At 49.1% G+C, this 16,175-nt stretch carries 3 protein-coding genes; 1 reads left to right on the top strand and 2 read right to left on the bottom strand.

Features of this window, described 5'->3' with window-relative positions; genetic code table 11:
- The coding region (locus tag AACZ40_RS21775) for a hypothetical protein (protein WP_339675825.1) at positions 1-660 on the top strand (660 nt) is incomplete at its 5' end.
- A 484-nt stretch (positions 661-1,144) separates the two neighbouring features.
- Here AACZ40_RS21775 and AACZ40_RS21770 read toward each other — a convergent pair.
- Positions 1,145-2,722: an ISL3 family transposase gene (locus tag AACZ40_RS21770; protein WP_291179999.1), complete on the bottom strand. Its 1,578-nt coding sequence runs from the start codon at positions 2,720-2,722 to the stop codon at positions 1,145-1,147.
- Between the two features lie 538 nt (positions 2,723-3,260).
- Positions 3,261-16,175: Calx-beta domain-containing protein (locus AACZ40_RS21765; RefSeq protein ID WP_339675823.1), on the bottom strand; the 12,915-nt coding region annotated here is incomplete at its 5' end.

The raw sequence follows: 16,175 nt of genomic DNA, 5'->3' as shown, positions 1-16,175 counted from the left end.
ATGATGCCCGGGTGGGTCGTTGATACGGAACGTCGCATTATCCTGACATTCGCACTGCTGAAAGATGCCACCCGGGTTCATATTGCCTATCCCCAGGTGCCTTCCGGTGACAAGGATTCGATGGTCGGTTCTCCCGCTATGATCCTGAAGTATGACAGCAAGATGGAAGTGGCGTATCTGCAGGCCAAATCGATGCCACAGGAACTCGTCCACCTGACAACTTCGAACGCACCACAGGGTGGGGCCACGCCTCAGCGAACTGTCAGCCACAAACCGACTGCACCTGTACCTCCAGTCCAGGGCGGTCACAATGGTGGTCAGTTTCAAGGAAATGGAAACGGTGGATACACACCTCCACAGCAGCAGTCGAACCCGCTCGTCGGAAAATGGTACCTGCAGGATAACTTGAACGGGACACAGATTCAGATCGCCGTCGCCTTCGGTGCTCAAGGGGAGTTTGCGATGGAAGTGCTGGCAGTCGATTCCAATGGCCAACAGAAACACGATTCCGACAATGGAACTTACAGAGTCAGTGGCAACACTCTAGTTGTGAACACCAGCGATGGTGCGGAACAGTCAAAGTTCTGGTTTGAAAATGGTGTCCTTTATGTGCAACTGGTTGCTGATGGAACTACCATGGCTTTCCAGAAAGCATCGTGAGTCTGGATGAAAGAGGTTGGTTGTGGAAAGCCCTCGTTCCTTGTGAACGGGGGCTTTTTTTGTTCCGAAACATTCTCTGCTGAGCTGCCCCCGGTTATGACACCCTGCTATTTGTCACGACATTCCAGACATTCTCGCGAGAGTTCTCGCACTTGGGAAAAGCCCAGTCTTTTCGGTAAGGAAACACAGGGACCATTGCCGCCCGAAATGACTTTTTCATGGTGTGACTGCGATTTAGGAATGCAATCGCTGTTAGAGATCACAAACTACGCACGACCAAACGATCATAGCTGAGGGAACTCATTCGACTATACTGCCGAGTGGCTTAAAAGATTTGTGGCACTTTTGTGGCAGTCAATTTCGCCTGAGATGAATCAACGACTGAGAAAAGATCTTGACGATTTGTAATTTAGCCCTACTATTATAGTCTCAAACGTAAGGTGGAGATTGGCGTGTAAAGCGGGTTCTCCCGCACTTTTGATGATTAAGCGGTATTCAGGAACCGGGCTCGCAGTAAATCAAAGCTCGCCCTCCCATACATCTGTCGTTTGACCATTTTCAGACGATTGACCTGACCTTCCACCTGGCCATTACTCCATATTGACTCCATCGCTGCTTTTACAGCCTCTTCATCTCGTTTTAAACTCTTTCCGAAACGACAAATATCAATGGGAGCATCTTCAGAACAGGCCCGCTCCAACCAATTGTCCCAGCCAGCACTGTTTTGCTGCTGAATGAATGTTTGAAATTCATGGATCAGTTGTGTGGCTTGAAAAATCATTGGTGTCTGCAAAAGCTCCTTCACCAGTTTTTTCTCGTTACGCGCCAGTTCATCAATGGGTTTCCAAAGTAACCATGAAAGACACATTGAAGAGGGCTGTGGCACCGGCTGCGCATTGTGTAGTATGCTGTTTCCATCTGCCGAAACCTCCATTATTTTTCTCCAGAATGCAACCTTTCGATTCACGACAGAGTAAGAACCTTCGAATCCCAGCTCTTTCAACCGTTCCCACAAAACAGTTGCCCTGGTCACTCCCGACTCCCACATGGATTTCAATTCATCCAGGTAAGGATCAAGACAACTTGGCCCGGATCGTTTTGCCCGTTCTGGAAAAGCGTCCGCGCGTAAATAGCGTCGCACAGTTCTCCGACCAACTCGAAGCTGACTTGCGATTTTACGAATGGACATCCCACTCTGATGGAGTTCACAAATCTGTTCATACATCATCCGTTTTTTATTGCGACTGATATTCTCAGTGTTGGGGGGCGTGGAAGAATTGCTGGGTTGCATATAATCAAGTGGCTGATTTGAGGATAACTGAGATTCACGCTCAGCAAGCAGCTTGACACTCTCACGAACCTGCTTCTGATGCCGGTCAATGACTTTCTGTAAAGTTTCGCGGGCATTTTTTACCAGATGCCAGCGGTCTGCGACCTGGATTGCCTGTGGAGCGCCTTGAGCCGCTCCTTTGGCATATTCTCCCCCACGATCACGGCTGATAATTTCCACGCCAGGATGGGAAACCAGCCAGTTTTCCAGGGAATCTGAAGTACGATCTGGAAGCAAATCAATGACCTGACGTTTTTCCAGATCACACAAAATCGTTCCATACCGTTGTCCTCGTCGCAAGGCCCAGTCGTCTACTCCTAATACACGAACGGATGTGATATCTCGCCGGGAACTGGCACGAATCCGACGCAAAAGAGTATCCGCACTGCAGGACATTCCAATAAAGCTGGAAAACTTCTTTCCTGGTTCTCCCCCCAGCAGGAACCCGATCTGCCTCTGGACCTTAGAAAGACGAAGGGTTGTTCGCGCATAAGGCTGAATCAGATCATTGAGACGTTCTGTAAAGATTTTGCGATTACAGGTATCATTAATACAGACGAATCGTCGGACTTGGAGAATGAGTTGTGTCTTTTGACCAAAGCAAGGGAGGTCACTCGGCGAACGCGTGTATCGACTGTGGATACGGTGAGAATTTTGTTGGCATTCAGGGCAACAAGCCTGTGAATCGACCGCTTGAAGGTAAATCAGTAAATGATTTTCATCTTGGAGCATCCGCTGAATCTTCAAACCGTGAATTTTGGGGAACACAATGAGATCAGGCATCCTTACTACTCCGTTATTCAGGAACAAACCCCCGAATTATACGGATTATCAGACACTCAGATCATCAAAAGTGCGGGAGAACCCGCTTTGCACGCCAATCTCCATCCCACTTTTCAGTATTGACGTTTAGCTTAGCCTGGGCCTTCTGAAATGTATGAAAACCAACACATACAAATCTACAAGTCCCCGCGGTGCCCCGGCTCGTTTCTTAGATAAATCGCATGCCCAGAGTGTTTCTGCATGAGTTTTGAGAAACTGGTGTCAGTACCCAGTACTTCATTTCGGACTCGGTTCGATCCCTGCTTCCTTGACGATGTTCTTCACGGTTTGAGGGTAGATTCGGGAGACGCACCTTAGGACTCCGATATTCAGGAACATACCCGTGAATTATACAGATTATCAGACTGTCAGCTCATCAAAAGTCCGGCAGAATCCGCTTCGCACGCCAATCTCCAACAGGGAACATTCGGATTCTTAGTGCTGTTCTCTACAGAACAATCAGATCAATATCTTCAGTCATGTCCGAGAAGAAATCATCGATCTTCTTTTCGGACTGCTGAGTGGCTTCATTTAGCTTTTCCAGGAAGTCAGGCAGTTTACGAACGCCGGGATCCAGAGTTTTCTGCATCACGCCTTCAGTTGCGTGGTCTACTCCAAGAATGTGTCCGAGTTCGTGCATGATCACGGTCCAGAAATCGATCTGATTCGAGGCCGGGCCGTCATCCAATGCAATTAATGTTAATTCACTGGAATAAACAAATTCGGAGTGATCAAAGGGGGTGGTATCGATAAACCAGCCATATCCTCCAGCATTCGTATCAATATAAATCGTATTGGAAATGACATGCCCGAGTGTATCTCCCTGCAAATCAATAACCTGGATAGTTACCTGCGACAGTGAATTCTGTTGAGCAGGGTCGAGTTGTGGCTGAATATGGTCCACAATCGAGGTCAACGTATTTTCAGCAGATGATTGAGTCACTATTTCTGGATCTGGCTGTGCTTCTTCCTGAGAATTGACGAGTAGGCGTTGATTCCAGACCTCGGGATAATTGTCAGGATAAGCAACAGAGTGATTGTCGGTTTTATTTTTTCCGTAGTTTCCAACAAGCAGGATTAAATCTCGATAATTAACCCTGTCGTCCTGATTCAGGTCAGCGATCCAGTTGTATTGTGAATCAGACTCGCTGGGAACACTATTATAAACGCCAACTAACAGAATCAGGTCTCTATAGTTGATTTTATCATCATCATTGAAGTCAAACGGGTTGGCCCAGATTTCAGTTTGAAAGGAGGATGATATAGCTGTATTGACGGGAACATTCCCAATCAGAGCAACCTGTTGTGAACCAATCATAAAGTCCAGGTTGTAGGGGCCGATACTATTGCCGTCCAGATCGACTACAACCTGATCTGTAGCAAGAGGTTCAAATTTCAATCTCGCAAAGAGCAGAAAACCGGATGCCCCCAAGTGTTCTGAACCAGTTTCCGCGTAGATTCCTGTGACTGTTCCCGCCTGGTCATCAATGGTTCCTGACTGACTATTGGTAAAACCAGCACCGAATTCAATTTCTGTGGCTGAAGTGAAAGAGGTTTCATAGCTGAAATCCAAAGCTGCTGCAAAGACTCCCTGGTCTGTCGGGACGCTGGTATCAATCCAGAATTCTACCCAGTAGGTATCCCACTCACTGACATGATTCAGATGTGTGGGTAAAGTATCCGATTCTCCTGAGAGTTCTGTAATCGTAGGAGTATCTACGATGCGAAGTTGAATCTCTGCCGACCCGCTTGCCTCATCCACGATGGTGACTTCACCCAGATCATCTGCCAGCACGACATTTAATCCATTTGCCTGGAGTTGAGAGAGCTGTACCTGGAAGATTTCATCATTTTCAATAATATCAGAGTCGGTAATGGAAATGGTGATGGTTTTCGTCAGTTCTCCCGGCAGAAAAGTTAATGTGCCAGAAGTATCAGTGTAATCGGAAGAACTGAGGGCTGTCAGGTCGTTTAAGTTGTAATCGACGCTGATCGTTTCTGTGGCAGGTAGATCGAGTGAAACGGTCACCAGCGCCTTACCCACATCTTCAGAGACGGCGATGTCGTTGATGGAGATTTCCGCACGATCATCATTTTCTATAGTGAGGATCGCTCCCGGATCGGCAATGCGGGCATGGCCTGTGACATTCAGTAATTTGATGCCAAATGTTTCGTCGGTTTCCAGCAGAGTATCACCATAAAGGCGAATGGAAATGGTCTGGATTTGAGAAAAGGCGTCCGGTTCACTTTCAAAAACAATGGTGCCGGCTGTGCTGTCATAATCGCCGTCTGCGAAGGTGGCGGTGCCGTCCACGGTGTGGAAATCAACGGTCGCCCCAAAAATCAGTTCTCCAGGTTTTGTGGCGGTGCGTGTGACATTCGCAGTGATCAGGCGGGAGCCATCGTCTGCTTCTGTGACGCTGACGTCGTCGATCGTGATGGTCGGGTTTTGCGGAAATCCGTAAAGATAGAGCGAGCCTGTATTGAAGGTGACATCGTCATCATAGCGAGCGCTGATCAATAGCATGTCGTTTGCGGCAACAAAGCTCACTCCATAAAAATCACTGGTATAAGCATCCGGTGAACTGAATTTCTGCTGTTCAACCCAGACCTGATTTACCTGCTCAAACCGGTAGACGGCTCCGTTTCCATCGACTCCTGTCGGATCAGACATTGCGGAAACGAAAATCTGCTCATTATGGATTTCGACATAATTTCCAAAGTAGGAATTCGAAGTAGCGTCCGATGCAACCAAATTCTGTAAGGGCGACCATAACCCATTTTCAGGGTTGCGCTGGTAAAGAATGGCTTTACCAGCACTTTGAGGATAATTGAGATAGGATGGTGCACCAATTAAGAGCAGATCTCCTTCCAGGCTGACCGAAGAGCCAAATCTCCCATACGGGCCAGGTGTAGACTCTTTCAGCTTCTGAGATTGCGTCCAGACGCCATCCTGCTCAGTAAAAACGTAAACGGCTCCACTCTTTGGATAAGTTTCAGATTCATACAAAGCTCCGACGACAATCGTAGAATTCTCGAAGTCTATTGTATTGGCGAAAAACATCTCCTCTACTGCGTCGTCTGCTACCAGTTTTACTGTCTCGGTCCAGACTCCATCCTCTCGCGTAAAGACATAAGTGGAACCCGTGTTGTTATTGTCTCCCCTTGCTCCGACAACAATCGTGTCATCTTCGATAGCAACAATCCCACCAAAATAACTGTTAAACCCGGCATCGGATGCATTCAGTTCCTGCTGGAAGGTCCAGATGCCGTTTGAGCGTGTGTAGACATATGCGGATCCTATGTCATCTTCAGTTCCATCGCCTTGTGGAGCCCCCACAACGGCGGTATCTCCACTGATATCCACCGACCAGCCATAATTGTCGGAATAGCTGTCGGCATCGGAAGCAAATAAAGTTGACTGATAGTCCCAGGTATCATCACCAGAATAGTCTGGGGTGCCTTGATCATTCCTGACATAGATGAAAGCGCCTCCATAGCTGAGAAAGGGTCCTTCCGAGCCGTTATAAATATGATTCCAACCAGGTGAACCGGAAATCAGCGTGTCACCATCGATTGCGTTGTCATAACCAAAGAGATCAGCGGGATGGACGGTTCCTTCGGCATATAGTTTGGAATTCCATTCATAATCGCCGAGATCGTCATCTTTAATGGTGATTGTAGCGCGGTCGTCAGAGAAGATGATATTCAATCCATCAGTCTGGATATTGCTGAGTTGCACATCAAACGTTTCCAGCAGTTCTACCTGGGCACTGTCGACCAGATCAATTTCGATGGTCTGGTGCATTGTTCCCGGGGTGAAGGTGAGTGTACCGGCTCTGGCGAGGTAGTCGCTGGAGGCAGTCGCGCTCTGATCGAGAGTGATATAATCAACCGAAACCGGCCCGTCAACTGATTTGTCAAGCGAGACAGTGATCAGAGCCTTGCCGGCGGCTTCGTTGACTCTCAGATCCTGGACTGTAATTGCCGCCTGATCATCATCACGGATCGTGATTAAACCCTGATCGTCGGCGAAGACGACATTCAGTCCATTTGCATTGAGGTCAGTCAGATTGAACAAGAACGTTTCATCGTTTTCGACCTGATCTGTATCAATAATCGGGATACGGTAAGTATGTATCCGTGCATTAAATGGCACGAGCATGACACCGGACCGGTTCACATAATCCTCTGATTCGACCGCGGTTTGATCCGTTGTATTGAAGTAAAGATTAATGTCTGTTTTAACGGCGGCACTGAGGGAGATGGTGACCGTGGCATATCCCACATCTTCATCTACGATGACATCGTCAACAGAAAACTCCGCCTGGTCATCTTCCAGGATCGTGACCAGACCTCGATTTTTCGCAAATTCGATTCTATTCCCGGTAGACTGAATATCCGAAAGATCTACAAAAAATAAACGGTCGCGTTCCACCCAGTCGGAATCGATGATCGGGATGATGATGGATTGAGTCTGTTCTCCCGGATTAAAGGTGATCGTGCCTGAAGTGCTCTCGTAGTGATAAACACTGTTAGCAGTATAATTAGCGGTAGCGTAATTCACACTTACGCTGGAGTCGAGCGGTTGATCAAGCGAGACGGTCAGCGTGGCCATTCCTGAATCTTCAGAGATGGTTACATTATTTATAAAGAGCGAAGTATATTCGTCACTGATAATCGTGATTTTTGACTGAGAGTCGGCAAGATTCACATGAAAGCCATCAGCCTGCAGATTCGTGAGATTCACGAAGAATGATTCTGCTGCTTCGTTGTGTTCATCATTCAGGATTTCCAGAGTGATGGTCTGGGTGGTTTCACCTGGATTAAACGTGAGCGTTCCCGAAGTCGAAATATAATCGGTAGTACTGAGTGCAGTCCCGTTCAGTGTAGCAAAATCGACGGTAAACGCGCTGGGGATCGGATGATCCAGTGATACGGTCAGATTCACGGTTCCGGCATCTTCATTGATAGTGAGATCATCGATTGAGAGCGAAGCCTGATCATCATCGAGAATGCTGATCTCTCCAATAGAATCAGACAGGGTGACCTGGTCGCCTGCTACCTGTAGATTGTAAAGCTGCACCTGCAGAGTTTCGGTGAGCTCGACGTTGTCTGAATCCACAATGGAAACGTCGATGGTTTTCGTCACTTCGCCCGGATTGAAAGTCAGAGTGCCGCTGTTGGTGAGATAGTCAGAGTTAACGACAGCGGTGCCGTCGATCGTAAGGAAGTCTACTGAAAAAGCAGTCGTCAGCGTCCGGTCAAGTGATACAGTCAGAGTGGCAGTCCCGAGATCTTCATTGACCTCGATGTTATTAATAGAGAGTTTTGCCTGGTCGTTATCCCGAATCATAATTTCTGCCTGGTCGTCAGCAAGGTCGACATGAGAACCGTTCTGCTGCAGGCTGGAGAGCTTGACGAAAAATGACTCTGCTGATTCCTCTAAGGCGTCATCCAGGATTGTCAAACTGATGGTTTGTGTGGTCTCGCCGATATCAAATGTAAGTGTTCCCGGCGTGGCTGTGTAATCAAAATCGACCATAGCCGTGCCATCAAGTATTTCAAAATCAACCGTGATGCTGGTCAGCAGTGGCTGATCGAGAGAGACTGTCAGCAGGACCGTGCCGGCATTTTCATCGACGCTGAGGTCCTGTACTGAAAGACTGGACCGGTCGTCATCGCGAATGGTGACTTCTCCCTGCGAATCGGTGAGGTTGACGTCCAGTCCCGCAGCCTGCAGATTCAGCAGGTTGACCAGGAAGGTTTCGTCGGCTTCACCCAGAGTTGAATCGATCAGCGGGATTTCAATTGTCTGTGTGGTGTCACCGGGGTTAAAAGTCAGAGTGCCTGTTGAGAACTGGTAATCAGAACCACTGGATGCTGTACCATCGGCGGTGGAGTAGTCGACAGAAAACTCCCTCAAGGCGGCTTGATCGAGAGAGACTGTTACTAATGCTATGCCCGCATTTTCGTCGACTGAAATATCATTAATGGAGAGGAGTGTCGGGTCGTCGTCCTGGATCGTGACTACAGCCTGGCTGTCGGCCAGAGTGGGCTGGAATGCGTCGGACTGTGGACTGGACAGATTGACCAGAAAGGTTTCATCCAGCTCGGTGATGTCAGAATCGGTGAGTGTGATGTGAATGGTCTGCGTCGTGTCACCGGGGTTGAACGTCAGTGTGCCTGTTTTGGACTGGTAGTCAGAACCGCTGGAGGCGGTATTGTCTGCAGTGGCGTAATCAACAGTGACCGCTGAGGTGAGCGCCTGATTGAGCGTTACCGTGATGGTTGCGGTTCCTGAGTCTTCAACGACCGTTACATCATTGATTGATAAAGTTGGCTGATCGGCATCGACAATCGTCACCTCAGCCTGACTGTCTGTGAGGACTACTGCCGAGCTGGTGGTCTGAAGGTTGGAGAGGTTCACCAGTAACGTTTTAATGGCTTCGATCTGGCTGGAGTTAAAGACAGGAATGGAGATTGTTTTTGACGTCTCGCCCGGGTTGAAGGTCAGTGTGCCCGTTGTTGCCTGGTAGTCGATAGTATTGATGGCTGTCTGATCGACGGTGGTAAAGTCGATGGAGACCGGAGCATCAATTTCCTGGTTCAGTGAGACCGTTACATGCGCGGTCTGCGCATCGCTATGGACAGTCAGATCATCGATGTTGAGATTTATCTGATCGTCGTTTTCGATGGTCACTTTCGCTTTACGTTTCCTTAACAAAACGGGAACCGAAGGATCCGAAAGCGAAACATAGAAGTACTCATCCGATTCTGGATTGGTATCTCCAGTGATGTTGATCAGGATGGTTTTCGTATACGAGGAAGCACCGGAACTGGTGTCGAAAGAGAGCGTGCCCGTCTGGGACTGGTAATCGTTGCCGGCGGTGGTGGCTGTACCATCAGAGGTCGCGAAGGCGAACGAAACATTATTCCCGGGAATCAGATCGAGGTTGTTGCCGGTGAGTGTGACGGTCAACTGGAGCGACTGAGTACCAGCATTGCCTTCCACAATGCTGGCATCCTCAATGGAGATTTCAGGAAGCGGGCGCCGATTGATAACGTACACCTCTCCGATGGAGCGGGGATCTCCGTTTGATGCATGAGTGAAGATATTATTTCCATTGATAGCGACTGAGGAGCCAAAGAGTGAGCGGTACTCTCTCGCGTCGGGATTTAAGGAGAGTTCGGTCTCGATCAAACTGTCCCAGCCGGAAGATCCGTCATAGATATAGAGCCCTACCCGTTCCCCGGATCCAGAACTATTGCCGACAACCAGCGTGTGCCCGGAGAGGTCAATGTGCTCTCCATAGAAAAACGTATAGCGGGTATCGGTGGCAATCAAAGTTGTCTGTACAGGCTGATCCCAGCCGGCACTGTAATCGAGCAGATACACGACTCCGTTTATGGTTGAGACATCGTTATAGGTAGCAGAAACGGCTACCTGGTTACCGTCGATGGTGACTGCTTTCCCCAGGAGTTCATAGGTCAGCGGCTCGTTAATAGTCAGCCTGTGCTGCGTGGCTGTTGTTCTCCAACTGGTACTTCCCTTTTCGAACAGGTAGACGGCACCCGTGTCTCCTTTTTCCGGTGCGCCGACGATGATACGGTCCCCGTCGATATCGATGCTCTGACCAAATTTGTCTCCGAATGAGCCATCATCGGCGTAGAGAACTGTTTCTACGGGGCTCAAAGTGGACCAGTCTGATCCCCGTTTGACATAGACGGAAATCACACCTGAAGTAGAAAAGTTGCCGGTCGCCTCTGGTTGACCGATGACAATCGTGTCTCCACTGACGGCCATGTTGGAAACGTCACTGTTTTTATAAGTATATTTCGACAGCAGTGGACTGACTTTGGGGGGAAGCAGCGTCCAGTCAGCTCCGTTACGTTCGTAGATATAAACTTCATCTTTCCCTGAAGTCAGTCTCGCTCCAACCAGAATCGTTCCACCGTCAATGGCGACCCGGGTTCCAAATCCAGTGACTGCAGAGGGATCGGGAGGAAGGAGGCTCCTGACAAAATCCCAGGTATCATCGGTGTCGTCAGAGGGCGTTCCCTGGTCGTTCCGGGAGTAGAGATAGACCATTCCCTCTGGAACAAGGGATGAGTCGGTGCCCGCCGCCGAGACGACCATATAGTCTCCGTCGGTGGCGATGGTGTTTCCGAAACGATCAGCGCCATTATGTGATGGCTGATTTTCACCAGGGAGCAGTTCATCGGACTGGGCCCAATTGTTACTGCCTGTTTTTTCGTAGGTAAAAATCGAGCCGCTGTTCGACCCGACGGAATCGTTTTCCGGCGCACCAATGACGATTGTGTTGCCGGAAGTGGCCACTCCGTAACCGAAACCGATGTTTGAACCGGCTCCGGGCGAGATGACCTGATCAAGCGTGGTGCTGTACCAGGTTGATCCGGTTTTACGATAAATATAGGTTTTCGAGACGTTCTCAGCACCCACGATCAGTCTGTCTGCAGTCAGTGCCAGATCACTGCCAAACTCATCATACTGAATTCCAGAATCGAATATCACTTCAGAGGGGGCAAGAGTACTCCAGTCTGTTCCATTCCGGGTGAAAATCTGAACGGAACCGATAGCATAGCTGTTACTGTCTTTCTTAACACTGCTGATTGCCACGTCCACGCCATTCGTAGCCACCTTGGAGCCGAATCTGCCGAGCTCTGTGCCGTTTCTCGGGAGGAGTTTAGCAATGGTCGGAGACAAGGTGGACCAGTCGGCACCATTTTTGGTGACGACATAAGCGGCACCACTCCAATATCCATTCGGGCCTGCATACCTGGCGCCGACCACGATCAGGTCTCCGTGAATAGCCACGGCATTCCCAAAAGCATCTAATGAATGCAGATCAGCCGGCTTTATATCCGAGATTTTCGGGGCCGCCCAAGTCTCACCCTGTTTTTCCAGAATGTAAGCTGCACCGCTGCTGTTCACATTGCCGGTCCTGCCGCCTTCGGCTCCCACCACAATCGTATCTTCGTAAATGGCCACGGCGCTGCCGAACTGGGCGGTATTGTACAAGCCTTGGATGGTGACCGATTCCACCTGTGGGGGCTGAGAAGTCCAGCCGCTTCCCGATCTGGTGAAGATGTAGACGGTTCCCGAAGATTCATGTTTGGCTCCCACGACGATGGTATCGCCATACACGGCGATGGAACTGCCAAAAGAAGAATGATTATCCTGAAACTCATCAGGGGTGAGTGCCGTCTGGAAGTCCCAGATATCGTCGGTTTGATCAGTGGCGGTTCCATTCTGATTCCGGGTGTAGACATACACGGCCCCCGGACCAGCATCGGGATATGCCGCCTTTCCCGACAACAGGAGTTCCGGAACTCCCACCACCATCGTATCTCCGTCGATGGCGATACTGCGCCCGAAATAATCTGCGGTGTGATTGGCATAAGTCGGATCGGCAGACAGGCGCTGCTGCAAAACAAAATCACTGTCATTACTGATTATCAGGGGGGGCGTATCATCGTCTTCGATTTTTACAAACGCCTGGTCATCCCCGAATTCGATAAGATAATTTGAAGACTGAATGTTCTCGAGTGAAACCAGAAATATTTCATCCGGTTCGATCACGTCATCATTGACGAGGGGAATCGTAATGACTTTAGTTGTTTGTTGGGAAGCAAAGAAGAGAGTGCCTGATGTTTCAGTATAGTCACTTGTGGGAAGTGCAGTATGTGAATCTGTATGGAAGTCGACACTGAAGGGACTGTCGATCGCCTGGTTGAGGGAGACATACAGGGTCGCCGTTCCCTCGGCTTCATCGACCTTGACATTGTCAATCGACAACCTGAGCGGAATGGAATCGATGATGGTGACCTCGGCCTGGTTGTCTGCTATCGTGACAATCAGGCCGTCCGACTGCACATGGCTCAAATTAACCAGGAACGATCGGTACGCTTCCAGGGGCGTCGAATTGACAATCGGGACGGTAATTGTTTTCATCTGCTCGCCGGCGTGAAATTGCAGCGTGCCCGTCGTCTCTGCATAGTCATCCGGACTGGTTGCAGTCTGATCTGCAGTCGCAAAATCGACAAACACGTCTCCATCGACCGGGGCACTCAGGGAGACCTGCAAAACAGCGGTGCCTGCGTCTTCGTTGACCGTGATATCATCGATCGAAATCGTGGCCTGATCGTCGTCCTGAATCGTGACCCGGGCCTGACTGTCCAGTACACCCACATCGAGTGAGCCGTCCTGTAGATTGAACAGGTTGACGAGAAACGATTTATCGGCTTCCACGAGATCATCATTGGTCAGAATGATCTCAATCGTCTGCGTGGTTTCTCCAACAGCAAATGTCACGATGCCGGTGGAAGATTCAAAGTCGGTTGTTGAATGGGCGGAATCGTCGGCGGTGGCATATTCGATGCTCACTGCTTCGGTCAGTGCTTTCGACAAATTGACCGAGAGCGTGGCGGTGCCCGCACCCTCATTGACCGAGAGATCGCTGATTGTCAGTCGCGCCCGGGTCTTTTCCAGGATCGTGACCAATGCCTGATCGTCATTCATCAGAACCTGGTAGACTCCCGATTGAATGTTGTTCAGAAAGACAAAAAATGTTTCGTCGTCTTCGAGAATTGCCGAATCAAAAACAGGAATTGTGATAATTTTGGAAGTTTCCAGAGGATTAAATGTGATCGTGCCGGACCGGGCCAGGTAGTCATTGGAGGAGACAGCCGTGTCGTTGGCCGTAAAATAATCGACCGTAACGGTCGTAGGAATGGCTGCACTGAGAGCGACATTCAGCGTGGCGGTTCCCGCATCTTCATTCACGGTCACATCATCGATCGACAGGAGGGGGATCACCGTCTGGTCGTCGTCCTGGATGGAAACCTCGCCCTGGCTGTCACTGAAGGCGACATTCGCACCCTCTGACTGGATATGGCTCAGGTTCACGTAAAATGATTCTTCTGCCTCCACCTGACCGTTATTCACAATCGGAATCGTAATGAACTGCGATTGCGTACCCGCGGTAAACGTAATTGTACCCGATGAGCTGACGTAATCAGCTGTGGAATAGGCGGTGCGGTTGGCGGTCGTATAATCAACACTGACCGTGGCATCGACCGGCTTGTCCAGCGAGACGAAGATCGTAGCCGTTCCCTCATTTTCATGGACGCTGACATTATCGATCCGCACCAGCGACTGATCGTCTCCTGTGATGGTGACTGTTGCCGTTTTCTCTAACAGTCGGGCGTTTCCAAGAACATCGGAAAGTTCGATCAGGAAGGTTTCATCTTTCTCAACAAAGGTGTCTCCAAAGATTTTAACAGTAATAGTACTGGTTTGTGAAACGGAATTGGAATCGCTTTCGAAAACCAGTGTCCCGGAAACTGCTTCATAATCGCCTGCCTGGCTCATTGCCTCGGCATCCCGTGTTTTAAAATTGACCAGCGCGGGAATACTCAGGTCGCCGGGACTGGTACCGGTGCGTGTGACTTCGATCGTAACATATTTCGAACCATGATCGCCTTCCGATACAGTTACGTTTTCTACTGTCAGGAGAGGTCGATCTGTCTGATGATAGACATAGACTGACCCCGCCCCATCAGCCAGTTCAGAATCCTCGTAAGCACCGATCAGGATATGATCGCCTGCGAGTGCGATTGTCTCTGCAAAAAAAGAATAATCCTCGAGGTCATTATCTATCAGAGTATCATTTAAGACCCAGGTTGAATTAATTTTCCTGAAGAGGTAGACCGGACCGTTATTATTGGAACCGGGATAAACTCTTTGATGGATAGAACCAACCAGAATCTGGTCTCCCTGAATATCGACCGTCCTACCAAAATAGCTGTTCAGGATCGTTTGAGATAATGCCAGCATTTGTTCTTCTTGCCAGATATTATTTTCTCTGGTGAAAACAAATGCGGCCCCCGCAGGATCTAAATCTCCGTCAGTGAGATTAATGAAGGGATGTTTGTACGCTCCGATTATCAGGTTATCTCCATCCAGTGCCACGCTGTATCCAAATTCCGCGTTTGTCTGGATCGAACTGGCTTTCAGTTTCTGGACTTCGTTCCAGTTGTTATCTACCAGTTCGAAAAGGTACGCTGCGCCACTTGAATAAGCGCCCTCATTATCCCCTGGCGCTCCTACCAGAATCGTCGTATCCTCAATCGCAACAGAATAGCCCAGTCTTTTATCTGGCTGCCGGTCAGAAGCGACTAGTTTGCTTACTTCCGTCCAGGTATTGCCAGAGCGGGTAAAAACATAAACGGCGCCCTGGTTTGATTCTGACCAACTCTCGAAAGGAATTTTCTCCCCGTCTGCATTGGGTGCACCGACGACGATCGTGTCGTTGTCTAGAGCAACTGAGAAGCCAAAATAGTCATATTCAGCACTGTCGGATGCTTTGATTTTCTGTCTAAAAGTCCAGATATTATTTGTGCGTGTGTAGATATAAATGGCACCACTGCCTTCTGCCCCTTCATCATCTGATGAATCTGAAATGACAGCGGTATCTCCACTGATGGCAACCGCATTGCCGACAAAGCTTGCTGGAACGTCGGTAGGAGGGCTTAAGGTAGCCTGATAATCCCAGGTATCATCTGAAGCATCGGTGGGTGTCCCCTGGTCATTGCGGATATAAATGAATGCAGCACCCAGATTAACAGCGGCGCCATCCCAGCCGCGGCTATTGACAATCAGGGTGTCACCATCTACTGCAAGATCGCTTCCAAAATTATCTCCAGCGGGATTCGTGTCTTCTATTGAATCTGGAACAAAGAGTTTGGAATGGTATTCAAATTGAGAGACGAAATCAGCATCGGGTTGAATCGTGACCGTTCCGCGATCATCTCCCAGTACGATGTTATATCCATTTGAATGAAGTGAATGCAGATTGACGTAAAACTGCTCTTCAAATTCATAGACGTCATCATCCGTGATATCGACTGTAAAGGTTTTGGATAGATCTCCTGGATCGAAAAAAAAATAACCGCCTGTATTTGAATAATCTTCATCTGAAATGGCAGTGTCTGATATCGTCGAATAACTGACATTGAAAGTTGATTCAAATGGACCATCGACGGAGATCGTTAATTCAGCAGTCCCCGCAGTTTCATTCACGGTCACGTCATTAATGGAGACGGTGGCCTGGTCATCATTCAGGATTTTCGAATATGAGGTTGACGAATTAATGGTTGTGCCTGCACTGTTGTTCGACAGCTCACCTTTGAAGTATTCATCCTTTTCAACCAGAGAGTCACCAATAATCATGACTTCAACGGTTTGTGTTTGGCGATACGCCGAGGAACTTGCCTCAAATGTCAGTTGAGTTGAGAATGGAACATAATCCGACCCGGCCAGGGCGGTATCGTCTGTCGT

Origin of the sequence: uncultured Gimesia sp. (genome assembly GCF_963972345.1) — a bacterium.
In the GTDB taxonomy this organism is placed as follows: domain Bacteria; phylum Planctomycetota; class Planctomycetia; order Planctomycetales; family Planctomycetaceae; genus Gimesia.
The sequence above is the reverse complement of the archived record's forward strand: the minus strand, read 5'-3'. Positions and strand labels throughout refer to the sequence as shown.